Here is a 24,464-nt window from a genome sequence, read left to right on the forward strand (position 1 = left end):
AAAAATGGGAGGTGCGTCAGTCCTGGACGTTTCTGCTTTCGTTCCACTTCTCGAAACCGGCGGCGCGCAGATCGCACGCAGGACAAGTTCCGCAGCCATAGCCCCAGGGATGACGGCGTGTGCGGTCGCCAAGGTAACAAGTGTGAGTATGCTCGATGACGAGATTGACGAGCAACTCGCCTCCAAGATCGTTGGCTAGATCCCAGGTTTGAGCCTTGTCGATCCACATCAAAGGGGTGTCGATGACGAAGCGGCTTTCGGTGCCAAGGTTCAGCGTCACTTGCAGCAACTTCATGGTGTCATCGCGGCAGTCGGGATAGCCTGAGAAGTCGGTCTCACAGACGCCAGTGACCAGATGCTTCAGACCCCGGCGATAGGCGACCGCAGCAGCATAGGTTAGGAACAGCAGATTACGGCCCGGCACGAAGGTGTTTGGAAGGCCCGTGGCGTTGAAAGCGATCTCTCGTTCGCTGGTCAGGGCCGTGTCGCTGATCGCCGCCAAGGAGGGCAGGGCGAGCATATGGTCGGGGCCGAGGCGATCGGCCCACTGCGGGAACTTGGTGGTAATCGCCTCGCGAAAGTCGGCGCGGACATCGAGTTCGACCCTATGCCGTTGACCGTAGTCGAATCCGATCGTCTCGACGTGGTCATGGCGCTCTAGAGCCCAAGCCAAACAAGTGGCCGAGTCTTGACCACCCGAAAAGACGACAAGGGCGCCGCCGGCCATTAGGCGTTTGGGCCGTAATAGGTGACGCGGTCGCTGGTGCTGTCGCGTAGGACCGCCACGCTGTGGAGGCTCGTCACCTGGTCTTCGAGCTTCCTCCAGATGTAGGCGCAGAGGTTTTCCATCGTGCCCGGGCCAAGATCGTTGATCTCGTCCAGGAATCGGTGGTCGAGCGCGTCGCGGGCTTCCTCGAGCTTCAGCTCAAGTAGGCTGGTGTCGATGATCATGCCCGAAACCGGGTCTGGACGACCGCGCAGGGTCACCTGGGCGCGATAAGAGTGGCCATGGATGCGCCGGCTGCCCTCAGCATTGATGGTGCGCTCCAGCGTGTGGGCGCAGTCAAAGCGAAACTCTTTGGTCAGTTCGTACATGGCGCAGTGGGCTCTATCGGGCGCGCGAGATGAGACTCGCACTCAAGAAGATCATGAGTCGGCGGTTTCGAGGACCGCGCCTTGATTCACCGCAGGAGTGGATCCCTCGCGTCGCTTGCGAATGTCGGCGCGTACGATCCCGGTGAGGTAATGAGTCAGGGCCAGGATGTCGCGATTGATGTTCTGGATCATGTTCCAGCGCCGCACGTCGCCATCGCCGAAGTCCCAGTTACCGCTCGTCCAGGCGGTCTTGCCCTTCAGGCACTTCAGCCCGGCCGTGAAGTCCGTCCAAGAGCGGGCGCCATCGAGCGATGCCAGGAGTTCCATCACATAGCCCATCGACTGGATCCCAGCGCTATGCACCAGGCGCGAGGTTTTGGGCGTGTGGGCGAACCAGTCGTCCTTAAATTCGTGGGCGACGGCGCGGAAGAACTCGCTGGCCAGCAGCATGCACTTGCGCTGGCCGTTGTCCTCTTGGATCAGGTCGCGCATGACCCCATCGCTCAACGACGCCATGAGAGCCCGCTGAACCGCCGTGTCAATAATAACGCCGGCGGGGTTGGTGTGCTGACGGATCATGCCCTTCAATGAGGAGATGTCCGAGTAGTTCAGGCGCGCCGTCAGAGAAGCCGCGGCCGAGCGAACTTCCATCCGGTTTGGCAGGCCCTTCACGGTCGGCAGTAGTTCGTAGATCAGCGACTTGGGCAGCGGCCGGGTGTTGTTGATCAGCACGAACTGGCGACGCAGTTCCGCCTCATCGCGGCAGACCATCGCCGCCACAAACACCTGGAAGTCGTCGCGCTGAGTGGCGCTAAGCGCCGAGAGGCGCTGTTGACCGTCGACCACGAGGCCTGGCGCGCCGTTGGCCATATCGATGGTGATCTTGGCAACGCCGGAGCCGAGGTCTTCGACCTCGACCCGATCCGTGAAGGCCACGACCACGGCGTTGGGCAGGATCGAGTCCGGCTTGATTAGGTAATCCTGAATCTCGCGGATATGGCCGGCAATTTGCGGGCGCTGGAAGCCGAAGAGATCGCCCTGAGCATCACGCGCCACGCGCTCGATCTGCGCGAACTGCAGGATGTCGCTGGCCGTGGCCGCGAACGTGAGGACCTGATGGTCAGGGCTCTGATTGGCCCTGACGGCGGTGAAGGAAAGCTTCGTCATTCTGCGGCGTCCGCCAGGCTCGTAATGTCGTCGATCAGGGTTTTGTAGACGGCGAGATTATGGATGCCTCGCCGCTTGTTGCGATTGCTCGCCCGAAACAGCATTACCTCGATCCCCGCCTGCCGGCAGATCGGGCAGCTGCAGGCTTTCCAGGGGCGCTTGTTTAGGGTCTCTCGATACGCCGATTCCAGGCGCTTCATGACAGCCGTATGGCGCACGGCCTCGAAGGACTGATCGGTCGCGACGATGGCGTTATACTTGAGCACCGGCTCGAGGACGCTTTCGACATCTCGCTCACCTTTGTCGAAGGCGCGCAGGGCGGTGAGCGCTTCGTTCTCGAGCCTGGAGAGGTCTTCGGCCTTGAATGTGCCCTGCTTGATGAGGCGCGTTAGGCGGGTGTTCTCGATCGCCTGAGGGACTCGAATGGCGGTGTAGTAGCGCAGCGCCCCTTTGCCGTCGTCCTCGCGCAGGAAGTAGTTCTGCTTGGCGTCTTTGAAGGCACGGATCAGGGGAGAGGTCGTATCGAAGCTTGTGATGTCGTACGCGCCGAACGAGGCGATCTCATTGGCCTTGGCAAAGCCCAGGATATGGATCCGCGTACTGGGCGGAATGGCGTCGCGGATCGCCGTCAGGCAGCTTTTGATCTGCTCGGACTTCAGCGGCACCATGCCTCCGATCGCTAGGTAGGTGTAGCCCATGGCGACCAGCGATCGAGCCGCTTCGGCCATGCTGGCCGGCGACCAGCCCTGCACCACGCCCAGTGGCGTGAAGTTCTTCATGCCGCGGGTCTCGCGCCAGAAGACGTCGGCGTTCTCCAAGGTAATGTCGTAGCGGCGCTTGGCTTCGGGCGAGCCGTCGATGAAGCCAACCAGGCTTTCATCGTAGTCAAAAATAATATGGTCGACTGAGCAGCCGTGGGTGAAGCCGCAGTCAGAGTAGAACTCGGCGGTATCTGCTGGGGTGTAGGGCGGGACCTCCTGGGCGACGTAAGTGAAGGCCCCGCAGTCACCAAAGAGCGCCAGGTTCGCAAACTGCGGTTTGTTTAGGCGCATAAATTCGCGAACGCCTACGCGCCGAAAGCGCAGCGCTTGGCTATCAGTATATTTGCCCTTGATGCGGTGATCGCCCACAATACCGCGCGAGACCAACACGCCGTCATAGGGCGCATAGCCCATGATCTCGTGTGGGTAAGCGTCGTCCCAATACGGTTTACGACCAGGCGTGTTGCGGTCGTTGATGAAGTCGTAGCCCGGATCTACAAAATCGAGGCTGTCGGCAAATATGAACTTCATCGGCTGGCCCTGGATAGATCTCGGTCGAGGCGCAGCAGATAGTCCGTGAGCCCTTTGATATGTTTTGGTAGGCTTTGTGGGTCGTCCCAGGCCCAGCCGAGTTCCTCCCACACGCCGCTAGTCCAGCGGCAATAGGGCGCCAGGCGCGCGAGCGAGGAGGCGACATCGGCCTTGGGGTCAAGCGAGGCGTCCGCGCGTGTCCAGATCGGATCCATCAACGCGCCCATCACTCGAACGCCGACGGAGTGTGACAGGCGGCTCTCCTGAGCCGGACGGCCCCAAGCGTCAGGAAACGTGGATTTCACCGCACCCCAATAGATGTTGAGGGCAGTCAGCATGCTCTGTAGGTCCGTACCCGCCGAGGTTCGGTAGGATCCCAAGGCTCCACCGGGGCGAAGGTTGCCCTGGAGTGCGCTCATCAACGGCGTGTCGGTGATCACTGGGCCGCTCACGCCAGCCTCAGACTCCCGCTTGATGAGCTTGTAAAAGGGCGAGTCCGGATCCTGATTGAGGGCGTTACATAGGACGCTAGGCACCAAGCGCGGCGCTAGATCCCGGGGTAGGTCTACGCTCACCTCCGGCAAGAGTTCGTCGATGAGCCGGGAGGGCAGCGGTTTAGCCTTGTTGACCAGGATAAACTGCTCACGCTGCACTTCCAGATCCGATGAAACGAAGGCCACGATCGGCACAAGCAGATCCGACTGGTTTGCCTTTGACAGGGCAAGTGAGCGCTGCTGGCCATCGACGATCCAGGCCGCGCGTTGGCCTTCGGGCCGGAGTGGAATGCACAGTACGCCGCTCTGAACGGCGTCGGTACCGCCTTGCGGGGCGGGGCCGCGTGAGAGTTTGAAGGCGACCTCCTTAGAGAGCGCCAGGATGATGGCGTTTGGGAAGAGCACTTCTCCCTTCTTCAGGAATTCGGCGATCTCGGAGACGTGACTCTTGATCTCCTTCCGCTGGAAGCCGCGCAGTTGGTTTTCGTCGCGGTGCAGGCGCGAGATGTCGGCGATCTTCATTACCTCATCGCCGCGGACGAAAAAGGCGAAGACGTCGAGGCCTGCGGCTTGGCGGGTGCGAAGCGCCCGGACAGAAAGTGTGGCCGAGCGGTTCATACTAGCGAGCCGCCCCGTTCGCTGGCGACTTGATGAAATAGGATCTTGAAGCGACCTTGCTCGCAGGCCACACCCAGCGTGTCGCGCAAATGGCGGAGCATCGCTCCAGAACGTCCGCCAACTAAAACCCAGTCTCGGTGGATCATCGCCTTGAGCTTTTCATCGTCATGGCGCTGGCGATTGGGGCGCTCAGCAGCGGCTAGGCCTTCGAGACTTAGCAACACTGCATCTCGATGAGTGCTGGCATCCCTCGGGGTGACTCCGATGGTCTCGACGAAGTGCTTGAGTGCGCGCTGCGCGAAGTCGCCCTGGGTGCCCGCGTAGCGACCGTCCTCGAAACGGTCGAGTCGATCATCGTAGGGCATCCACGCGCTGCTGAAGGCTTCGCCGAGGCCGCTCGGAGCTTCCTTTGAAAACAGACGAAGCCGCGAAAGGCGCTCCTGCGGCCAGTTGACCCAGGCGTCTGCAACCATGTCGAGATAGGGGCGGGAGAGGGCAGCCAAAATCAGAGCGTCGCCCTCAAAGGCAGGCGCGGGATCCAGTGCCTGTTGAATCTGAGCCCACCAGGCTCTGGCGTCGCCCGAAGTTTTGCGAAGCACTGAGCCGGCTGCCGTCGGCGCGACCGTTAGATCGTAACTCGGGGCCATGGTCTGGGCGCTGACAAGGCCAAGGCCGGCCGAGACTATGAGGAGGTTGGCATCGGCGATCTTTGCCGCTGAGGTGGCGTCACTAAAGCTTCGGCCAAGATACAGTGTTCCAGCCGCCCAAGGCTTTGGGGCCTGCGCCAATCGCTCTTGCCAGGCCAGGGCGACCTCGGCCGTCGTGCCCGGCCTAAGTTCACCCGCGCGAAGGGTCGCTGCCGGCGCATACCGTTTGCGATTGGTGCACGTCGTAATGATGGTGGCGCGAGCAGTTATTTGCATCACTCTGTCAATTCTGAGCTACAGTTTTTTATCATGGTTGTACGGATGGCGGGAGCAGTTTTTTGCTCATCGCCCGGTTTTACGCGGAACTGAGGTTCCTCCCGTAGGCTTCGCGGGGATGGTGTTGTCGACGCTGCGCGCTACGTGCCGTGTGGGGCGTGCGGGCGGGTTCGAAATTTGGCTAGTCGCGCTGAACCGGGTCGGGCGAAGCCAGCCTTATGCGGCCGAGATCTGATGTGGGCGCCCATAACAGGGATGCAGGAGACGGCGGGCCATGCGGTCTAGTTCGTTATCACCAACCCTCGCGAAACGCGTCCGGCCTTATTGGTCAGGGTTCGCAAGGGGCGGCGGTAAAAGGCATGGTGCACGATCGGAGCCTCGACCTTGACGGGACCCATAGCCTGGGCGGACCCAAGTCGCTCTGACCTACAAGAATTCCTTCAACCTGTGCGCCCACAGGTGACTTCCGGGCATTGCCCACCGGACGATAAGAAAGTGTCTCTCGGCATCGAGGCCGTGACGTCCATACCTGGCAAAACTGATTGCCCTTCAGTTGGCGGTTTCGATTGGCAAGGCTTCTCAGCGCGCCAAGCACATGGGTGCCGTGCTCTTCGTACAGCTACAACATTGGCTTTTGGTGCGGTGAGGCTGCAATCGCCCCCTGTTCCCGCTAGTGAGCGACTCGAGCCGCGTCGTAGAATTTCGTGATTATTCTGTGATTTTCGTGGCAGAAGCCAAATTATATTCTTCTTTTGTTCCAATTTTGCTGGCGAGAATTTCTCCGATTTTATTTAATAAGGCATTGTTTTTAATGAAATTTGCCGTGGCGGCCCGGGAGGGACTCGAACCCCCGACCTTCGCTTTAGGAAAGCGCTGCTCTATCCTGCTGAGCTACCGGGCCGCGCTGTGCGCGGGTCAGGGTCAATAGCGCAAGACGCGAGCGGTTAGAACCCCGTCCGCGAGGCTGGGGGAACGCGTGCGGCATTTGAAGTCCATCTATGTCCAGGTGCTGATCGCGATCGTCCTGGGGGTGCTGGTCGGGGCGATATGGCCGCAGATCGGGGTGGCGCTGAAGCCGCTGGGCGATGGCTTCATCAAGCTGATCAAGCTGGTCATCGCGCCGGTGATCTTCTGCACCGTGGCCGGCGGCATCGCGCGCATGGGCGACATGAAGGCGTTCGGCCGGGTGGGCGTGAAGGCGCTGATCTATTTCGAGGTGGTCTCGACCCTGGCCCTGGTGCTGGGTCTGGTCGTGGGCCGCCTGGTGCAGCCGGGCGCTGGCTTCAACATCGATCCGGCCACGCTCGACGCCTCGATCGCCGCCGGCTACGTCGAAAAGGCCCAGCATGGCGAGGGTATGGTCGCCTATCTGCTGCACCTGATCCCCGACACCTTCATCGGCGCCTTCGCCGACGGCAACCTGCTGCAGGTGCTGGTGATCGCGATCCTGACCGGGTTCGCCTGCGTGCGGATGGGCGACTTCGGCGAGAAGGTCGCCCATGTGCTGGACGAGACGTCCAAGTTGTTCTTCGGGATCATCCACATCGTCGTGCGCCTGGCCCCGATCGGCGCGTTCGGGGCCATGGGCTTCACCATCGGCAAGTACGGGGTGGAGGCGCTGGTGCAGCTGGGCGCGCTGGTGGCGACCTTCTATGTCACCTCGCTGCTGTTCGTGCTGGTGGTGCTGGGCGGGATCGCCTGGGTCAGCGGGTTCTCGATCTTCCGGTTCCTGGCCTATATCCGCGAGGAGCTCCTGATCGTGCTGGGCACCAGCTCCTCGGAATCGGTGCTGCCGCAGATGATGGAGAAGCTGGAGAACGCCGGGGCCCGTCGCTCGGTGGTGGGGCTGGTGATCCCCACCGGCTACAGCTTCAATCTCGACGGCACGAACATCTACATGACCCTGGCCACGCTGTTCCTGGCCCAGGCGACGAACACCCCGCTGTCGCTGGGCCAGGAGCTGGCGCTGCTGGGCGTGGCGATGCTGACCTCGAAGGGCGCGTCGGGCGTGACGGGGGCGGGCTTCATCACCCTGGCCGCCACCCTGGCCGTCGTTCCCGACATCCCGATCGCCGCCCTGGCCATCCTGGTGGGCGTTGACCGGTTCATGAGCGAGTGCCGGGCTCTGACCAACCTGGTCGGCAACGGCGTCGCCACCCTGGTGGTGGCGCGCTGGGAAGGGGCGCTGGACCGACAGCGGCTGGATCGGGTTCTGCGCGGGGCGCCTGCGACCGAGTGACGCCCCCCTGCCAAAGCTTGAGACTTATCAAGGCGCGAAGCCCCGTCTCGTGCGACTTTCCGCAGGTTCGCGCGGCGTGGCGTTCTGATTCGCGCATGGTGGTCGTGCTTGTTCAGCGACGGCTACATGTTAGGGTTTTGCGGCACAACCATCGTGCGACTGGAGCTATGCGGGAGCTCGACGTCAACCACAGCATCGGCGACGCCGAAACCGGCCTGACGACTCTGATCGAGATGATCGAGGCGCTGTCGGCGACGCGCACGATCAACGAGGTCGCCGATGTGGTGCGCGGCGCCGCGCGGCGTATTCTGGACGCTGACGGCGTGGCCTTCGTCATGCGTGACAAGGACCTGTGCTGGTACGTCGACGAGGACGCGATCGGGCCGCTCTGGAAAGGCAAGCGCTTCCCGATGGACCAGTGCGTGGCCGGCCGCGCGATGAAGAGCGGCCGCGTTGTGGTCTGTCCCGACATCTACGCCGATCCCGACATGCCCCACGACGCCTATCGGCCCACCTTCGTGAAGAGCCTGGCGATCGCGCCCGTCCGGCCGCGTGATCCGATCGCCGCGATCGCCGTCTATTGGGCGCGTCCCTATGATCCGCCGCCCGAGGTGCTGCGCAAGCTGCAGGTGGTCGCGCGCGCCACGGCCTCGGCCCTGGAGAGCGGTCGTCTCAATGACTACCTCGCCGCCTCGCTCGAGCACGGTCACTTCCTGCTGCGCGAGCTGGATCACCGTGTGAAGAACACCCTGGCGATCGTGCAGTCGATCACCCGCCAGACCCTGCGCACGACCCCGTCGCCCGAGGCCTTCGCCGACGTGTTCGAGAGCCGGATCCTGGCGCTCTCGCAGGCGCACGAACTGCTGACCCGCCGCGCCTGGGGACGTCCGCAACTGGAAGAGATCCTGCAACGCACCCTGGCGACCTTCGCCGGCGACGTTGCGGGCCGGTTCGAGGTCCAGGGGCCCGCGGTCGCCTTCAGCGCCGAGACGGCGGTGTCGGTGCACATGGCCATCCACGAGCTGATCGCCAACGCTGCGCGCCATGGCGCCCTCTCGACCCCCCAGGGCCGGGTCGCGATCGAATGGAACGTCGACAAGGCGACCGCTCCGGGGCTTCTGACCCTGACCTGGCGCGAACAGGGCGGGCCCGCCCTGTCGGGGCCGCCCACGCGCAACGGGTTCGGCTCCAAGATGGTGCATCAGGGCCTGGCGCGTGACCTCGGCGGCCAGGCGGTGCTCGACTTCGCGCCCACGGGCCTGGTCTTTACGCTGCGCGCGCCGCTCTCCGAACGCATGAGTCTGGCCGCATGAAGACCGCCCGGGTCATGATCGTCGAGGATGAGGCCCTGGTGGCCATGATGGTCGAGGACATGCTCGGCGACATGGGGTGCGAGGTGGCCGGCTCGTTCGGCGCCGTCGACGCCGCCCTGGCTTGGCTGCGCGATCATCCTTCGCCCGACGGCGCGGTGCTGGACGTCAATATCGGCGGCGAGATGGTGTTTCCGGTCGCCGAACGCCTGCGCGAGCACGGCGTGCCGTTCGTCTTCGCCACCGGCTATGGCGACCTGCCGCGCGCGGGCTTCGAGTCGGTGCAGGTACTGGCCAAGCCGATCAACGCCGGCGAGCTGCGCCTGGCTGTCGAGCGCTTCCGGGTCGGCTAGAACCCCTTGGCCTGGGATGGGATCATCCAGAGCGTTCGAAAAGGGCGCTGGATGTCTGATCTCTACAGCCTGAGTTCCGGCGTATCGGCGGGGAAGGGGGCGTCGTCCCAGCCCGCCATGGCCTTGCGGGCCTGGGCTCGGTCGACCGCGATGGCCAGTTTCTGGCGGAACTCGGCAGGGTCGATGGTGAACGGCTGGTTGGCCTGGGGTTCGATTGAATAGAGCCGGGCCTGGCCGTCCGCCGGCAGGATGTAGCCGACGTCGTGGCGGCGGAAGTTGCCGATCCGCGACTGCACCTCCACCAGCCAGTTCAGCGACACCACCTGACAGCCCTGAGGTGACAGCAGGGCGTTGTGCAGGCCCGAGCCGAACTCGCCGGCCACCAGACGCGCGCGGGAGAACAGGCGCGCCTGCTGGTCCCAGCCCAGGGTCTCTGGGCGCACCAGGATGAGGCCGGCCGCCTGGGCGAGGCCCTCGATCTCGGCCTCGTTCTCGAGCTCGCGGAAGGACTGGGCCGTGCGCACGCCGCCCCGGCTGACGAACAGCATGTCGGCGTCACCGCCCTTGGTGAAGCTCAAGGCCTCGCGCTCAAGGTTCCAGCGCAGGAAGTCGTGGAACACATAATTGCGGTTCAGCATGTGCGGTAGCAGGGCCGCGCCGATCTCGACGGCCTCGTCGCGCGGGTCGTAGGTGACGATCTCCTGGTCGGGCAGCATCATCCGCACGATGCGCGCCACATAGCCGGGGGCGGTCCGGGGCAGCAGCAGCGGCGCGGTGATCCCCGCCGCGTTCAGGGCGCGGATCACGAACAGCTTGGGGTACATCTCGGTCAGCCAGTGACCCCAGACGAAGTTGAAGTGGGTGATCACGAAGGCCCGGTCGAGCCGGTGGGTCACCGGCGCATCGAAATCCCAGGCCTGGCGCGCGATGTCGTGCTGGTACCAGTGCTGGACGTAATAGGGATAGGCGCCCTCGGCGTAGACGAGCTGGTCGTCCAGCTTCAGGTGCGCGCCGGAGCCGCCGGCCACCACGCGTTTGGCCACCATCAGGTCGACATCGGGCGCGTGGAGATCGCCCAGGATGTGCAGGCCGTTCAGCATGTCGCCGGCGCAGGGCCACAGCATCGGGCGGGGCGGCACCAGGGCGCCGCCCTGGATCAGCAGGGCGCGCGCCACGCGGTCGGGGCCATGCAGGGCGCCCGAGAGGGGTGAAAGGTCCGCGCTCGAAAGATCGATGAAGGAAGCCACGGGGTCGCCCTCAGCTCCGCTGCGCCAGGAACGCCAGCAGCGCGGCCGCGTCGGCGCGCCAGCCGAACGCCGAGGCGGGCGGCAAGGCCGGATCCAGCGGCGCGTCCAGCGCCTCGTGCTCGCCCGCTGCGTCGAAGCCATGCCAGGTCGCGCCGGCGAGCACCGCCAGGTCGCGGACCCACAGGCTCGTGGCCCCGGGGGGGCGGATCTCCACGATCCGGGCGTCCGGCGCGCAGAAAAGGGCGTTGGCCAGCACGGGTCCGGTCGGCGCGACAATGACCGTGGCCTCGCGGAAAAGGCCGATCAGCTCATACGTCGAAGACGTCTCGGGACGGATGATCGTGTAGCCGCGCGCCGCCAGTTCGATCTCGACGCCCTCTTCATCGATCATCACCGCGTTCATCGCGTCGGCGCGGCTGACATAGAGTTTGGGGCGGGCGCCGCCGGCCGGGCCCAGCGTCGCCAGGATCCGCGCGCGGACCTCGGGCAGCATGGGGTGAGACGCGACCGGGGCGGGCGCCGGCGCGGCCGTGGCCTCGTCCAGCAGGATCCAGGACGCGTCGACGGTCTGCGGCGCGTCCAGTCCGGCCAGGGCCAGAAGATCGTTCTGCCAGGCCGTCAGGGGCGGCGTCACCCACGGCCGAGCGCCCAGCGCCCCGGTCTTGGACGCTTCCAGCAGGGTCGGCAGGGTGTTGAGGAGAAAGCCGGCATAGCTGCGCAGGTCGCCCCAGCCGGCCAGAACGGCGCCCGTGGCCAGACGCGGCGGGCCTTCGGGTAGGATCAGCCGGCTCACGCCGCCGTCGACGCGCACGGCCGGCAGCGCCGACAGGTCCGGACTGAAGCCCAGCGCCTGGCGCGCGGCGCCGCCCAGGATCTGACCGCTCGCATCGACCAGCACGCCGAACCCCGGCGCGCACCAGACCGCTTCGGCGCGCGTGAACCCCGGCGCGTCGGCGAGCGCGAGGCGCAAGGGCAGGGAAGGCGGTTCGGGCGCTTTGGGCGCGGGAGCCAGAGCTTTCAGTTTGCGACCGACCCGGCGGGCGAGACGGGCCAGTCGGCTCACAGCTGGAAGCTCGCGCGATAGCCGGCCCGCTGGACGATGGCGGCCGTCAGGCGCTCAATCGCATGGGCGGTGGTCCCGTCGACGCGGCCCAGTTCCGGTCCGAAGGCGAGCTCGTCATCCGACAGCTGGGCCAGGGGCGCGAAGGCTTCGGTCCGTCCCCAGAACATCGAGCCCGCGGCGAACGGGGTGTCGTCGTTGAAAGTGAGCGCCATGAGCTGGGCCAGGCGTTGCACATGAACCGTGTTGTTGGTCATCACGCCGGGCTCGCCCAACGCCATCCGCGACGCCGCGCCCGCCAGCAGGCCGAGGCGAGGATCCTGTTCGAAAGCGTGCAGGGCGTGCTCCAGGGCGGTCTCGCCGACGAGGTCGCCCACCAGGGTCTCGCGCCAGGCGTCGCCATCGCTGCGATGGGGCGAGCGCTTGGTGTGCAGTTTGCAAAAGAGCGCGTAGCCGTGCTCGCCCGCCGCTTTCAGCGCCCGAATGAACGGGCCGATATCGCGACCCTGGTTCGGGGTGATCAGGATCAACGCCTCCGGAAACGCCGCGCGGGCGGCGGCCAGCTCGGCCTCGGTCCAGCTCTCGGGCAGGGTCAGGATGACGTCCGCGCGGTCCGCCAAGGGGGCCAGGCGCTGCGCGAACCAGGGGGTCAGTTCGGGATAGTAGAGGTGCAGCAGGATCGCGACGCCGGACCGGCGCTGGAAGCGCGTCGCGGCGGTCGCAGGCAGCGGATGATGGTCGGTCACGCGCGGAACATAGGGGGCCATGGCCGCACGGGTGGCGTGCAGATAGGCGTGGCCGAAGCGGCGGTCCGGCTCCAGATAAGCGCCTTCGGCCCATTCATTCCACGCGTTGACGAACACCAGCGCTTCGCCCTGAGGCCGGGTGCGCGCCGCATGGTCGAGGGCTCCGCTCAGCCAACGCTGGTAGGTTGCCGGGTCGGCGCCGTGAAACACCTTGCCGGCGCCGGATTTGCGGGCCTGGTTGTCCCAGCTGGGCATGACGCCGGGGACAAGGCCTGGATCAGCGGTCGTCAGGGCGTTCAGCTTGGCGTCGGCGACGCGGGCGTAGTCATAGACCTGGCCCTCGAAGCTTGGATTCAGCAGTTCGATCTCGCGCGTGATTTCGGCGACGTCGATCCCGTGGGGCGGGAAGTCGACAATCCCGTCGAATCCGCAGGCGGCATAGTCGCTGAAGCCGAACGCGGTGGTGGCGTAGAGAACCAACTCGCCCAGGCCCAGCTCGAGGCTGAGCGCGCGCCAGCGGTCGGTCGTGGCCTTGGGGTCGGGCAGAAGCTCCGGCCGATAGACCACCAGGACGGGGCGCCCGCCGATCCGTAGATAGCGAGGGTCGGCCAGGTAGCGCGCGAGGTCGCGGAACACCGCCTTGTCGTCTTCAGGCGAGTGGTCCTGGGCGATCAGCACCTGACTTTCGTCGCCTTCCCAACGCCGGGTCCAATTCTCATTGGCCCAGCAAAGCGCGAAGGGCAGATCCAGGCTCGGGTCGGCCAGATAGGCCTCGATCGGCGCTTCCAGCAGGCGTTTGCCCGCGAACCAGTAGTAGTGGAAGCAGAAGGCCGCGACGCCTGCGGTCTTGGCCAGAGCGATCTGCTCAGCCATGACCGTGGGCACGCGCAGGTCGTAATAGCCCAGGTCGGCCGGCAAGCGCGGCTGGTCGTGGCCCACGAACTGCGGCTGAGCCTTGGCGACGTTGCTCCAGTCGGTGAAGCCCTTGCCCCACCAGGCGTCGTTTTCGGGGATGGGATGAAACTGCGGCAGGTAGAAGGCGACGATCTTGGGCGCGTCGGGCGCGAGGCGGAGCGGCTCGACGATCGGCGCCGCAAAATGCGGGCCCTTGGGGTTTCGCGCGATGTCCAGGGCGCGGTTATAGCTCGCCCGCCAGCGATCCTGGCCGCCGCGCAGCGCGCCCCCTCTGAACCGGGCGCGGCGCGCCAGGCGCCATACGTCCATCATGGGCGCTCGGAGCGGGCCCAGCGTCCCCTTGAGCGACTCCAGCACGGGTCCCAGCCGCCCGCGGGGGTCGGGGTCCAGCTTGCCGGCCCCGGTGACGCTGAAATGGTCCATGGCGAGCCGCCGCGCCTCTTGCGTGACCAGGAGCAGCCGAACCCCATGCAGCCGCCGGCCCCGCGCGGGCAGGACCGCGAACAGGCCGCCGTCGCCCCTCTTCAGGCGCGCGCGCGATTCTGCGCCATAGCCGCCGCCCCAGTCGGCCTCGACAAAGATGTCCGGCGGAAGGCCGTCCAGGGCGGTCAGGCCCAGCTCGATCCGCAGGGTTCTGATCTCCGCCAGGCCCCGCAACTTGGCCCGGTCGGGCGTCCAGCGCAAAACCGTGGGACCGACGGCCTTGGCGAACACCGAGGGACCGGTGGAAGAGGCCTCCCAGGCTCCGCCGCTCAGGGGGCGTAGGTCGAACCGCGCAGGGCTCATGCGGCCGAGGCCGCCTGATGGGCCAGCCATTCCTCGGTCGAGCCCAGGAAGGCGATCTGTCCGCCTTGAAGTTCGCAGACGCGGTTGCAGACGCGCTGGACCAGGTCGTGGTCGTGCGTGGCGAGCACCACGATCTTGGCGTCCTCGACCATCCGGTGCATGCGCTGGGCGGCCTTCTGCACGAAGGCGGCGTCGCCGGCGCTGAGCCATTCGTCCAGCACCAGGATATCGGCCTCGAACTCCGTCGCGACCGTGAACATCAGGCGCGCCTGCATGCCTGCCGAGTAGGTGCGCACCGGCAGATGCAGAAAGTCGCCGAGGCCGGAGAACTCGGCGATGGCGTCGATGCGGCTGTCGATGACCTTGCGCGACAGCCGCCGCATCAGGCCCAGCTTGTGGATGTTGCGAAGGCCCGTGGCCTCCATGTCGAGACCGGCGTTGATGGCGATCATCGAGGTGATGTCGCCGTCGATCGACAGCTCGCCGCGCGTCGGCGAATAGATGCCGGCGATCACCTTCAGCAGGGTCGTCTTGCCAGAGCCGTTGTGGCCGACGAGAGCGATGCGGTCGCCTTCGTTGATCTCCAGATTGATGTCGTGCAGCGCCTTGACGGCCGCCACGTCGCCCGCCGCCTTGTACATCCGCCCGCCGACCGCGAGGTTGAACACGGCGCTGCGCAGCGACTGCGAGCGCAGGCTGTAGACGAAGTAGTCGAGATCGACGTTGGTCAGCTTGATCTGGTGCGTCATCGTCGTCTCCTACAGCCAGAAGACCACGCGCTTGCGGAACATCGCCAGCAGGGTGATGGCGACGACGGCGAGCACGCCCAGGGTTCCCAGCGTCCACCACCAGTGGATGGCGTCCGGCGCATGGCCCGTCAGGGGCGCGCGCAGCAGCTCGACCTGGTGGGTGAAGGGGTTCAGCTCGACCACCCAGCGGTGCTTCTCGCTGACGTTCTCGGTCATCCAGAACACCGGCGTTACGTAGAACAAGAGCTGGACGACATAGCTCATCATATAGGCCACGTCGCGGAAGCGGGTGGACGGGATGGCGATGATGAAGCCCTGGAAGCAGACGATCAGCATCATCACCACGAGCGCCGGGATCAGCGTCCAGTGTGGGATCGAGAACCGCTGCAGCACCAGCATCGTCGCCCAGAAGGCGATCGCCTGGAACAGGAAGTTGGTCGCCGACTTCTGGGCGTGCAGGAAGACGTAGAAGCTGAGCGGCAGGCGTTGGCTCTGCATCAGGCCGGCGTTGTAGAGAAAGATCGCCTGGGCCTCGGCGATGGTGGTGCCCACCAGCGACCAGGCCAAGAGGCCCGCCACCACCTGCGGATAGCTCTTCATCATGTCCACGCCCATCAGGGCGCTGACGACAAAGGCCAGGGCGAAGGCGATGACCAGGAGGTTGCAGGCCATCCAGAACGGCCCCAGCACCGAGCGCTGGAAGCGCGACGCCGTCTGATCCAGGCCCAGCCGCCACCAAAGCGGCGCGAGACGGATCCCGTCTCCCACATCCTTCAGGGCCGCCATCAGGGGACTCGGCATTCGCAACCTTCCAAAGCGCCGCGAGGCGTTCAGCAAGGCGCTTGCTTATAGGGGCGAAAGCGTCGGGACAATGGCTTGAACCATCGCCGGGCGGCGCTGGGTGACGCTTCCGGCGAGGTGTTGCGTAAAAACTTTAGTTGGGCCGCCGCCGCCGGCGGCGCCAGTCATCGACATAGACCTTGCCCAACCAGAACAGCAGGATCGGAAGCGGCGCCAGGGCGGCGGCGTAAAGCAGGGCCGAGTTCTGCAACGCCTCGGGAAACACCTGCTGCTGGCCAAGGAAGAACGACCCCGAGGCGATGAACAGCGAAAAGCACATCCGCCAGAGGTGCCGCGCGATCCGCGAGGTCCTGGACAGTTGCTTGCGCAGCAGCGCATGCGCCTCGCCCGCCGCCGCGAAGACGCCGGCGATCGTGAACAGAAAGAAGGCCTGGGGCGGCGAGCCGTCCACCGTCCCGCTGGGGCTGGCCGCGCCCATCTTCATGAACGTCACGCCGGCGGCGGTGATGCAGAGGGCGACGATCAGCCCGATGACTTCCGGTGCGCCGGCCTTCTTGTCGCGGAGACGAGCCGCCATCGTCCCGCTGATCAGCAGGTACAGCGCCATGACGCCGGCGACGACGTTGGGGCGCTGCCCCGTCTGGAGGAACGGCGCCACGCCCGCCCCGATGGCGTAGGCGGTGAACATCGCCAGAAAGAACACCGAGCCCGCCGCGCGGTGGACGCGCTGGCCCTTGCGCGCGGCTAGGGCGATGACGCCGGTGACCATCCCGATCGCCCCGCCGGCGATGTGCGCCCAGAGCAGGGCGTCGGCCCCCAGGTGCATCCAGGCCGGATCGCCGGGCCTGGCCTCGAGGTTTTCCGCCAGGGCGATCGAGGGCGCCAACGCGGCGACGGCGAACAGGAGGGAGGCGACAGAACGATACCGGGGTGTCATGGCCCATTACTTGTCGATGGGCCGGACGCGCGCCATGATCGCCGCTGCCGTCCGCATGATCATTTGTAACACCTGGGGCCCGCGACGATGTCAAATCTGACCACGTCGGCGGGAGTCGTCGCCGGCTTGATCGCCTTCGCTGTCCAGCAGGGCGCGGATCGCGCGGCGCTGATGGCCAGGGCCGGCCTTGTCCCCGCCGACCTGCAGGACCACGACCGGCGCCTGCCGCTCGCAACCTATATGGCGCTGATGCGCGCGGCTCAGGACCTTTGCGACGACCCGGCGCTGGCGCTGCATTTCGGCGAGGCGGTCGATCTGGCGGAGATCTCGATCGTCGGCCTGATCATGAACGCCTCGGCCACCATGGGCGACGCCTTCGCCCAGATGCAGCGCTTCGGCCGGCTGACCCTGGAGACCGAGGGGCTGTCGGACGGACCACGCTTTGTGCTGAGCGCCCGCGACGGCCAGTTGTGGATGGTCGACACCCGCACGGATCCGAACAGCTTTCCCGAATTGACCGAGGGGGCCTTCGCCCGGCTGGTCTGCGGCCCGCGCCGCTTCCTGCCCGAGCCGCATGTGCTGGAGGTGTGTTTCACCCATCCCGCACCGGCCTGGCGCGCCGAGCATGACCGTATCTTCCAGTGCCCGGTGACCTTCTCCAGCCCCTGGAACGCCATGCGGCTGGATCCGCGCATCGCGACCTGGCCCGTGGCGCTGCAGCCGCGCTACGTGTTCGGGGTCCTCGTCGAGCGGGCCGACGACCTGCTGCGGGAGCTTGAGGATCAAAGGACCGTCCGCGGCCGGGTCGAGGCCGTGCTGCTGCCGCTGCTGCACACCGGCGAGGTCGGCGCCGACTCGGTCGCCCACGCCCTGGGCTTCAGCCGCCAGACCCTGTTTCGCAAGCTGAAGGCCGAAGGCGCCACCTACAAGACGGTGCTGGACGACCTGCGCCACCGCATGGCGCTGCGCTATCTTTCGGGCGCCAAGGCCTCGGTCAACGAGACCGCCTATCTCGTCGGCTTCTCCGAGCCCGCCGCCTTCTCCCGGGCCTTCAAGCGCTGGACCGGCAAGAGCCCGCGTCACGCGCGAACCTAGCCCAGCCGCTCCAGCGCCGTCCGGCCGGCGGCGACGCCGGTGGCGAAACAGGCCTGCAGCAGATAGCCGCCGGTGGGGGCCTCCCAGTCCAGCATCTCGCCGGCCAGCAGCACATCGGGACGGGCCTTCAGCGTCAGGCCGTCCAGGCTCTCGAACCGTACGCCGCCGGCTGAGGAGATCGCGCGGTCCAGCGGCTGGACCCCGGTCAGGCGAAGCGGCGCGGCCTTGATCGCGGCGGCCAGGGCGGCCGGCTCCACGGCGAGATCAAGGCCGTGGGCCTCACGCAGCAGATTGACCTCGACCGGCGACAGCTTGACGGCCTTGCGCAGGAAGTTGGCCAGGCTCTGGCCGCCGCGCGGGGCGTGCAGGCGGCGCTCCAGGGTCTCGACCGGCAGGTCGGGGCGCAGGTCGATGGTCAGGGTCGCGCCGCCCGCCAGGGCCGCGTCGCGCGCCGCTCCGCCCAGGGCGTAGATCGCGCCGCCTTCCAGACCATAGCGGGCGATGACCGCATCGCCCCGCGCGCGCGCCTCGCCCAGGCGCAGGGCGATGTTCTTCAGCGGCTCGCCCGCGAAGCGGTCGCGGAACACTTCGCTCCAGGCGACGTCGAACCCGCAGTTGGCCGGCCGGAAGGGCGCGATCTCCGAGCCGCCCACGCGCAGTAGCGGCGCCCAGGCGGCGTCGGAGCCGAGCTTGGGCCAGCTGGCCCCGCCCAGCGCCAGGATGGTCAGCCGCGCGCGCACCGCGTGACGGCCGTCCGGATCCTCGATCAGCAGGGCCCCCATGGCGTCCCAGCCCTTCCAGGTCGAGCGCGGCCGCAGTGACACGCCCAGACCTTCCAGCCGCGCGAGCCAGGCTCGCAGCAGGGGCGAGGCCTTCATCGCCTGCGGAAACACCCGGCCGCTGGCCCCGACGAAGGTCTCCTGGCCCAGCCCCTGCGCCCAAGCCACGAGGTCGCTGGGCGTGAACGCCTCCAGCATCGGGCGCAGCCTCGCGGCCCGCTCGCCATAGCGCCCGGCGAAGCGCTCGAAGTCCTCGCTGTGGGTCAGGTTCAGGCCGCCCCGTCCGGCCATCAGGAACTTGCGCCCGAAGGTCAGCATCTTCTCGAACACGGCCACGGACCGGCCGGCTTTCGCCACCGTCTCGGCCGCCATCAGCCCGGCGGGCCCGCCACCGATCACGGCGACATCGAGGAGGGTGTCGGGCATCAGGCGGCCTCGATGTCGGTCAGGGCGAAATCCTCGCCCTTGTAGAGCAGCGGCACGCCATGAACCTTGGCGCAGGCGTAGGAAAAGCAGTCGCCCATGTTCAGCCTGGCGGGATGGACGCCCTTACCGAAGCGGGCGTGAGCGTCGAGGGCGACCGCGTACTCGGTTTCGCCGATGGGTACGAGCGACGCACCGAATGCGGTTCGCAACCGATCGAACCTTCGGGAGGCGGCGTTCAGATCTCGTCCCGTCTCTCGTGAGACCGCGCGGACCGTCTCCCAGGCGGCGACTGCCGAGGTCTGGACGACCGGAGCGTCGGCCAACTTGACCCTGAAGGCCTCGGCCTCGGGTTCTTCCAACAGCATGGCCGTCCAGGCCGAGGCGTCGACGAACATCACTCGTCGTTGAGGCTGTCGAAGAAGGCCTTATCGGCCTTCAGACCCGTGCGAGGCCAACTCGCGACCTCGGCGCAGATCGCGCGAGCCTTGGCCAGCTTCTCCTCGCGGGCCTTTTCGTCGGCCTCCCGCGCCTTGGTCACGGCCAGCTTGACGGCTTCGGTGAGGCCGACGCGCTTTTCCTCGGCGTACTGGCGCACCAGGGCGTCGGTCTCGGGGTCGCGGACGTGGAAGGGCATCGGAACCTCCGTCTAGACAGAAGGTAGCATCGGCTAGCCGGGGCGGCAATTGAGGGGGCGGTGTAGGTCGCCCCGTGACGAATTCCCTGAAAACCCGTCATCCCGCGCTTGATGCGCGGGACCCATGGTTCAGCTTTCCCGTGAGAGCGTGAGTTTTCTCCGCACCTGCGGCGGACAAATGGGTCCCGCGAACACGTCGCGGGATGACGACGAGCATTCGGTCAGCGACCACTCGAAGCTATTGCGCTCAGCCCCCCAAACGCAGAACGGGCGCTGGATTGCTCCAGCGCCCGTGCCGCTACGCTTTACTGGTACGCTTACTAAAACTTAGGTGGCTTAGGCGCCGATCGAGCTGACGTCGACCTTGAAGCCCGGGCCCATCGTCGACGACAGGCCGACGCGCTTGATGAACACGCCCTTGGCGCCCGAGGGCTTGGCGCGGTTCAGGGCTTCGATCAGAGCCTTGACGTTGATGACCAGGGCTTCGTCGGTGAACGAGGCCTTGCCGATGCCGGCGTGAACGATACCGGCCTTTTCGACGCGGAACTCAACGGCGCCGCCCTTGGCGTCCTTGACGGCTTGGGCGACGTTCGGGGTCACGGTGCCGACCTTCGGGTTCGGCATCAGGCCGCGCGGGCCCAGCACCTTACCGAGGCGACCGACCAGAGCCATCATGTCCGGGGTCGCGATGACGCGATCGAAGTCCATGAAGCCGCCGGCGATCTTTTCGTACAGGTCGTCAGCGCCGACGTGCTCGGCGCCCGCCGCGGTGGCTTCAGCCGCCTTGGCGTCCTTGGCGAACACGGCGACGCGGACGTCACGGCCGGTGCCCGAGGGCAGGTTGACGACGCCACGGACCTGCTGGTCGGCGTGACGCGGGTCGACGCCCAGGTTGACCGAGATTTCGATCGACTCGTCGAACTTGGCCTTGGCGTTGGCCTTCACGAGGGCGATGGCGGCTTCGACCGAGTGGGCCGCGTCGCGGTCGCCGGTCCAGGCCTTGATGCGCTTGGGTTGCTTAGCCATTGGATTAGGCCTCCACGATCTTCAGGCCCATGGCCTTGGCGGAGCCTTCGATGATCTTGGCCGCAGCCTCGAGATCGTTGGCGTTCAGGTCCTTCATCTTCTTTTCGGCGATTTCGCGCAGCTGGGTGCGCGTCACTTCGCCGACGGTCTCACGACCGGTCAGCTTCGCGCCCGACTTCAGACCGGTGATCTGCTTCAGGTAGTGCGTCGCCGGGGGCGTCTTGGTGATGAAGGTGAACGACTTGTCTTGGTAGACGGTGATCACGGTCGGCAGGGGGGTGCCCTTTTCGACGTTCTCGGTGCGCGCGTTGAACTCCTTACAGAAGCCCATGATGTTGACGCCGCGCTGACCCAGAGCCGGGCCGATGGGGGGCGAAGGCGTGGCCGAGCCAGCCTTCACCTGGAGCTTGATGTAGCCCAGGATCTTCTTAGCCATAGTGTCCTCACTGGTGAGCCGTGGTGCGGGCTTGGCGTCCCTCCCACGGTTTTGAACCCGCCGTCACCCAGAACGGATAACGACGAGCACGCCCCAGGACGAGGTCCGGGAGCGAGGCGCGGCGTGTAGCAGGCGGGGGCGGGGGAGTCTAGGGGGAGTGGGGGCGGGTGGGCGAGATGCGTAGAAGCTGCCGTTGCGCTCGAGGCATCCAGAGGCCAAGCTTTGACATGGCTTCACGCACATTCCGGTTCACAGCACGCTGGAAGGAAGAGTTGGTCGTGATCGGACCAGGCGGCTCATTCATCCTTGAGCTGCCGGTGGGCGTCCTGACCGCGTGTCTTCCGACTGAGCAGGCCTGGCCAGCGGTCGCTCCAGACTGGGCTCTCGATCTTTGGCCGGTGCTTAAGGCAGACCTTGAACAGTGGTGTCTAGCGAACGGGGCTGAGCTGCAGATCGATCCAAGCGCTACGGTCATCCCGTTTTACGAAGTAGCGACACCGCCCATCGGCCGAACGATCCACGTAGTCGCATGCCTCGCGGTCGCGGTGCTGCTTATAGCCGCTGCTTGGCTCGTTCTTGGCTAAACGTCCGCAAAGCTCGCCAAACACCCTCTCCCATGGGGAGAGGGCCGGGGTGAGGGGGTGCGGCGTGTAGCAGGCGGGTGAGGGGGAGGCTATTTGCCCGACCTCAGCGCGCGGTAGGCGTCGAGCGCATCGGGGTCGATCTCCACCGCGACCTTCTCCGCCCGATGCGTGTTTGAGCCCCGCCGCTTTACGCCGGAGATCCAGTATTCCTCACGCGTTGCGACATCCAAGAAGTTGCCCCGGACGCCGCTGCCGCCGATGCTGGCGAACTCCCGGCCACGATAGTAGACGGTCTTTCCCGTCTTCGAGAACTCAACCCAGCCGATCCGGGCAGCGACACCGTCGACGTCGCCATCCTTGTTTTCGACATACATGACCCGCCGGGGCAGACCGCGCGTAAGCTGGTTTCTCATGACGTAGAGACCATGCATGAAGCTCGAAAGCGCAGCAACCAACGCTGCTGCCGCCGACAACCTCACGCCCTTGGTGGGCGCGGCATGTTCGCTTCGAAGGCCCGCAGGCGCGCGCCCAGTTCTCCGAACCGGAACTCGGTGCGCGTCAGGGGGTGAGAAACCGGCCAGACCAATCCATCGGCGACGGCAAGCTGCTCAAGCTTCGCCAAGTCCGTGACACGCTGATACGCCCACAATCGCCAGCGCGGGGCCGAGAAAGACCACCACATCCAACCCGCGGCCAGACCGGCGACCAAGAAGCCGCACACGATCCGAAGACCACCAGAAGTGTCGAACGCCTGCTCGACGCCTAGGTACAGTATCGGCGGCCAAATGAGCGCCATTGTCACGAGCCAGACCGGTAAGGTCACTCGCCAGTAACCCGCTCGCACGGCGAGCTTTTCTGCTGGCGTTTCAATGTCGTCCTCTTCCGAGGGGTGTTCGATTTGATCCATAGCGGCGACGTTGAGAGTCCGTGATGGTGGGCGAGGTCAGAGTAGGGCGACGCCCCGACCTCCCCAGGTCGGTGCTCCCCTTACATCTCTTGGAGGCTGCAGCGTGCAGGGCGGGTCAGGTCAGTCAAGGACGGCTTCGCCGCCGCGGCGCGGCCGCCCGGAGGGCGGTCCTTGAGTGACTTGACCCGCCCTGCGATCGTCTCGCCGTGAGATGTAAGGATGGCTCTCTCTCCGGGGAGTGGCGTTCCAAACAAACCACACCCCCGTCATCCCGCGCTTTATGCGCGGGACCCATGGTTCAGCTTCGCCGTGAGAGTCCAGGCCCGCGCCTCACGTGGGACGGATAGATGGGTCCCGCGCATGAAGCGCGGGATGACGGGTTGGAGTAGGGGGTGGATCGGCATTCCGCTACCCCTTCGCCAACTCCGCCTCGACCTGCCCGAGCCGCTCCTTGCCGAAGAAGATCTCGTCCCCCACGAAGAAGGTCGGAATCCCGAACGTGCCGCGCGCCACCGCCGCCTCGGTGTTGGCCACCAACTCAGCCTTCACCTCAGCATCGCCCGTCGCCGCCAGGAGCGCCGCGCCGTCCAAACCCCCGGCGTTGGCGGTCGCCACGAACACCTCCGGATCGTCCAGCTTCAGCCCGTCCTCCCACATGCCCTTCAGCATCGCCTCCAGATAGGCCTCGCCCACACCCATGCGCTGGGCGGCGATCATGCCGCGCATCAGCAGCAGGGTGTTGACCGGGAAGTGCGGGTTGAAGCGGAAGGCGGTCAGGCCATGGGCGGCGATGAAGCGCCGGGTTTCCAGCATCTCGTAGTCCATCTTCCCCTTGACGCCGCCGAACGCGATCATCGGGGCCTGGTTGCCGGTGGCCTTGAAGATGCCGCCCAAGAGGCACGGGATCAGCTTGACGGTCGCGCCCTGGCGCGCGGCGATGTCCGGCAGCAGCTTCCACGACAGGTAGGCGTTGGGGCTGCCGAAGTCGAAGATGAAGTCGACTGTCTTGTCGGTCATGGCGGGGCTCCTCACCAGGTCTCGGACCAGGGACGCAGATCAAGCTCGTGCGTCCAGGCCGAGCGCGGCTGGTTGTGCAGGTGGACGTAGTTGGCCGCGATGTCGGCGGGCTTGAGGATCAGGTCCTGGTCCAGCAGGTCGCCGACCTCGCCGCGCATCGAGCGGATGAAGACCCCGTCGATCGCGCCGTCGACCACCACATGGGCGACGTGGATCCCCTTGGGGCCCAGCTCCCGCGCCGCGCTCTGGGCCACCGCGCGCAGGCCCGCCTTGGCCGAGGCGAAGGCGGAAAAGCCCTCCTTGCCGCGCAGCGAGGCGCTGGCGCCGGTGAACAGGATCGAGCCCCGGCCACGCGGGGCCATGACACGGGCCGCCTCGCGCGCCGTGAGGAACCCGGCGAAACAGGCCATCTCCCAGACCTTGCTGAACACCTGGGCGGTGGTTTCGGTCAGGTCAAAGCGTACGTTCGCGCCGATGTTAAAGACCACGATTTCCAGCGGGCCGATCTCGGCCTCGATGCGGTCGACCAGGGCGATCATGTCGGCCTCCTGGCGGGCGTCGACGCCGAAGGCGCGGGCGTCGTGGCCGCCGGATCGGATCTCGGCGGCCAGGGCTTCCAGCTGGTCGAGGTGGCGGGGCCTGCGGGTCATGCAGACCGTATAGCCCTCGGCCGCGAAGGCCTTGGCGATGGCGCTTCCCACCCCGTCGCCCACGCCCACCACCAGGCACGCGCCCTTGGTCGCCGTCATGCTCGTTTCCTCCGCGTTCGGCGCTCAAGTTCGTATTGAATCTGTACGGAGTCAAATGCAGAATGGCGCTCGCCTGCAA

24 protein-coding genes, 1 tRNA gene and 1 pseudogene are annotated in these 24,464 nt (G+C 66.2%); 4 read left to right on the forward strand and 22 right to left on the reverse strand.

Features of this window, described 5'->3' with window-relative positions:
- Positions 1–16 precede the first annotated feature (16 nt).
- The 7 genes from queC to OVA11_RS06165 form a co-directional block, all read right to left on the reverse strand.
- Entirely contained in the window at positions 17–727 is a 711-nt protein-coding gene (gene queC / locus OVA11_RS06135; protein ID WP_268066652.1) for a 7-cyano-7-deazaguanine synthase QueC, read from the reverse strand.
- Positions 727–1,095, reverse strand: coding sequence for a 6-pyruvoyl trahydropterin synthase family protein (locus tag OVA11_RS06140; RefSeq protein WP_268066653.1), 369 nt, complete (start codon positions 1,093–1,095; stop codon positions 727–729). The genes queC and OVA11_RS06140 overlap by 1 nt, the downstream gene beginning before the upstream one ends.
- 51 nt (positions 1,096–1,146) lie before the next feature.
- Positions 1,147–2,262, reverse strand: a complete 1,116-nt coding sequence (dbpB, locus tag OVA11_RS06145) for a DGQHR domain-containing protein DpdB (RefSeq protein WP_268066654.1) — start codon at positions 2,260–2,262, stop codon at positions 1,147–1,149.
- Positions 2,259–3,554 carry a tRNA-guanine transglycosylase DpdA gene (gene dpdA / locus OVA11_RS06150; RefSeq protein WP_268066655.1) on the reverse strand — a complete coding sequence of 432 codons (1,296 nt, stop codon included), beginning with the start codon at positions 3,552–3,554 and terminating at the stop codon, positions 2,259–2,261. Before dpdA ends, dbpB (OVA11_RS06145) begins: the two co-directional genes overlap by 4 nt.
- Positions 3,551–4,666 carry a DGQHR domain-containing protein DpdB gene (dbpB, locus tag OVA11_RS06155; protein ID WP_268066656.1) on the reverse strand — a complete coding sequence of 372 codons (1,116 nt, stop codon included), beginning with the start codon at positions 4,664–4,666 and terminating at the stop codon, positions 3,551–3,553. Before dbpB (OVA11_RS06155) ends, dpdA begins: the two co-directional genes overlap by 4 nt.
- Positions 4,663–5,589, reverse strand: a complete 927-nt coding sequence (locus tag OVA11_RS06160) for a hypothetical protein (RefSeq protein WP_268066657.1) — start codon at positions 5,587–5,589, stop codon at positions 4,663–4,665. Before OVA11_RS06160 ends, dbpB (OVA11_RS06155) begins: the two co-directional genes overlap by 4 nt.
- An 824-nt stretch (positions 5,590–6,413) precedes the next feature.
- A tRNA-Arg gene (locus OVA11_RS06165) sits at positions 6,414–6,490 on the reverse strand.
- An 84-nt stretch (positions 6,491–6,574) separates the two neighbouring features.
- Here OVA11_RS06165 and OVA11_RS06170 point away from each other — a divergent pair.
- The 3 genes from OVA11_RS06170 to OVA11_RS06180 all read left to right on the forward strand — a co-directional run bounded on the left by OVA11_RS06170 (position 6,575) and on the right by OVA11_RS06180 (position 9,491).
- Positions 6,575–7,828 carry a dicarboxylate/amino acid:cation symporter gene (locus tag OVA11_RS06170; protein WP_268068904.1) on the forward strand — a complete coding sequence of 418 codons (1,254 nt, stop codon included), beginning with the start codon at positions 6,575–6,577 and terminating at the stop codon, positions 7,826–7,828.
- A 167-nt stretch (positions 7,829–7,995) separates the two neighbouring features.
- A complete protein-coding gene (locus OVA11_RS06175) occupies positions 7,996–9,141 on the forward strand; it encodes a sensor histidine kinase (protein ID WP_268066658.1) in 1,146 nt (381 codons plus the stop codon).
- Positions 9,138–9,491, forward strand: coding sequence for a response regulator (locus OVA11_RS06180; protein ID WP_268066659.1), 354 nt, complete (start codon positions 9,138–9,140; stop codon positions 9,489–9,491). The genes OVA11_RS06175 and OVA11_RS06180 overlap by 4 nt, the downstream gene beginning before the upstream one ends.
- Before the next feature lie 62 nt (positions 9,492–9,553).
- Here the strand turns inward: OVA11_RS06180 and OVA11_RS06185 are convergent, their stop codons facing one another.
- The 6 genes from OVA11_RS06185 to OVA11_RS06210 all read right to left on the reverse strand — a co-directional run bounded on the left by OVA11_RS06185 (position 9,554) and on the right by OVA11_RS06210 (position 16,732).
- Positions 9,554–10,738: a glycosyltransferase family 61 protein gene (locus OVA11_RS06185; RefSeq protein WP_268066660.1), complete on the reverse strand. Its 1,185-nt coding sequence runs from the start codon at positions 10,736–10,738 to the stop codon at positions 9,554–9,556.
- 10 nt (positions 10,739–10,748) lie between these two features.
- Positions 10,749–11,801 (reverse strand): glycosyltransferase family 61 protein, encoded by a 1,053-nt coding sequence (locus OVA11_RS06190; protein ID WP_268066661.1) that lies wholly within the window; start codon positions 11,799–11,801, stop codon positions 10,749–10,751.
- Complete coding sequence (locus OVA11_RS06195) at positions 11,798–14,275, reverse strand: glycoside hydrolase family 99-like domain-containing protein (RefSeq protein ID WP_268066662.1); 2,478 nt, start codon at positions 14,273–14,275, stop codon at positions 11,798–11,800. Before OVA11_RS06195 ends, OVA11_RS06190 begins: the two co-directional genes overlap by 4 nt.
- Positions 14,242–14,994 carry an ABC transporter ATP-binding protein gene (locus OVA11_RS06200; protein WP_268066663.1) on the reverse strand — a complete coding sequence of 251 codons (753 nt, stop codon included), beginning with the start codon at positions 14,992–14,994 and terminating at the stop codon, positions 14,242–14,244. Before OVA11_RS06200 ends, OVA11_RS06195 begins: the two co-directional genes overlap by 34 nt.
- 9 nt (positions 14,995–15,003) lie before the next feature.
- Positions 15,004–15,795, reverse strand: coding sequence for an ABC transporter permease (locus tag OVA11_RS06205; protein ID WP_268066664.1), 792 nt, complete (start codon positions 15,793–15,795; stop codon positions 15,004–15,006).
- Positions 15,796–15,928: 133 nt separating this feature from the next.
- On the reverse strand, positions 15,929–16,732 hold the full coding sequence (locus OVA11_RS06210) for a hypothetical protein (RefSeq protein WP_268066665.1): 804 nt from the start codon (positions 16,730–16,732) through the stop codon (positions 15,929–15,931).
- 87 nt (positions 16,733–16,819) lie between these two features.
- Here OVA11_RS06210 and OVA11_RS06215 point away from each other — a divergent pair, with 87 nt between their 5' ends.
- Positions 16,820–17,827 (forward strand): AraC family transcriptional regulator, encoded by a 1,008-nt coding sequence (locus OVA11_RS06215; RefSeq protein WP_268066666.1) that lies wholly within the window; start codon positions 16,820–16,822, stop codon positions 17,825–17,827.
- Here OVA11_RS06215 and OVA11_RS06220 read toward each other — a convergent pair.
- From OVA11_RS06220 to OVA11_RS06260, 9 genes and pseudogenes are all read right to left on the reverse strand, one after another.
- Positions 17,824–19,051, reverse strand: a pseudogene (locus OVA11_RS06220) (NAD(P)/FAD-dependent oxidoreductase); the annotation flags it as partial. The gene OVA11_RS06215 and the pseudogene OVA11_RS06220 sit on opposite strands and share 4 nt — an antisense overlap.
- Positions 19,032–19,427: a type II toxin-antitoxin system VapC family toxin gene (locus OVA11_RS06225; protein WP_442780886.1), complete on the reverse strand. Its 396-nt coding sequence runs from the start codon at positions 19,425–19,427 to the stop codon at positions 19,032–19,034. The gene OVA11_RS06225 and the pseudogene OVA11_RS06220, both read right to left, overlap by 20 nt.
- The gene (locus tag OVA11_RS06230; RefSeq protein ID WP_268066667.1) at positions 19,427–19,666 is read right to left on the reverse strand and encodes a type II toxin-antitoxin system VapB family antitoxin; all 240 of its coding nucleotides are present in this window, start codon (positions 19,664–19,666) and stop codon (positions 19,427–19,429) included. The genes OVA11_RS06225 and OVA11_RS06230 overlap by 1 nt, the downstream gene beginning before the upstream one ends.
- A 336-nt stretch (positions 19,667–20,002) precedes the next feature.
- The gene (gene rplA, locus OVA11_RS06235; RefSeq protein ID WP_268066668.1) at positions 20,003–20,692 is read right to left on the reverse strand and encodes a 50S ribosomal protein L1; all 690 of its coding nucleotides are present in this window, start codon (positions 20,690–20,692) and stop codon (positions 20,003–20,005) included.
- A 4-nt stretch (positions 20,693–20,696) separates the two neighbouring features.
- Positions 20,697–21,128: a 50S ribosomal protein L11 gene (rplK, locus tag OVA11_RS06240; protein WP_010918527.1), complete on the reverse strand. Its 432-nt coding sequence runs from the start codon at positions 21,126–21,128 to the stop codon at positions 20,697–20,699.
- Between the two features lie 673 nt (positions 21,129–21,801).
- Complete coding sequence (locus OVA11_RS06245; protein WP_268066669.1) at positions 21,802–22,185, reverse strand: hypothetical protein; 384 nt, start codon at positions 22,183–22,185, stop codon at positions 21,802–21,804.
- Positions 22,186–22,187: 2 nt separating this feature from the next.
- Entirely contained in the window at positions 22,188–22,619 is a 432-nt protein-coding gene (locus OVA11_RS06250; protein ID WP_268066670.1) for a hypothetical protein, read from the reverse strand.
- Positions 22,620–23,027: 408 nt separating this feature from the next.
- Complete coding sequence (locus tag OVA11_RS06255; RefSeq protein WP_268066671.1) at positions 23,028–23,651, reverse strand: 2-hydroxychromene-2-carboxylate isomerase; 624 nt, start codon at positions 23,649–23,651, stop codon at positions 23,028–23,030.
- Positions 23,648–24,385 carry an SDR family NAD(P)-dependent oxidoreductase gene (locus OVA11_RS06260; protein ID WP_268066672.1) on the reverse strand — a complete coding sequence of 246 codons (738 nt, stop codon included), beginning with the start codon at positions 24,383–24,385 and terminating at the stop codon, positions 23,648–23,650. Before OVA11_RS06260 ends, OVA11_RS06255 begins: the two co-directional genes overlap by 4 nt.
- Between the last annotated feature and the right edge of the window lie 79 nt (positions 24,386–24,464).

This window comes from Caulobacter sp. SL161 (assembly GCF_026672375.1).
In the GTDB taxonomy this organism is placed as follows: Bacteria; Pseudomonadota; Alphaproteobacteria; order Caulobacterales; family Caulobacteraceae; genus Caulobacter.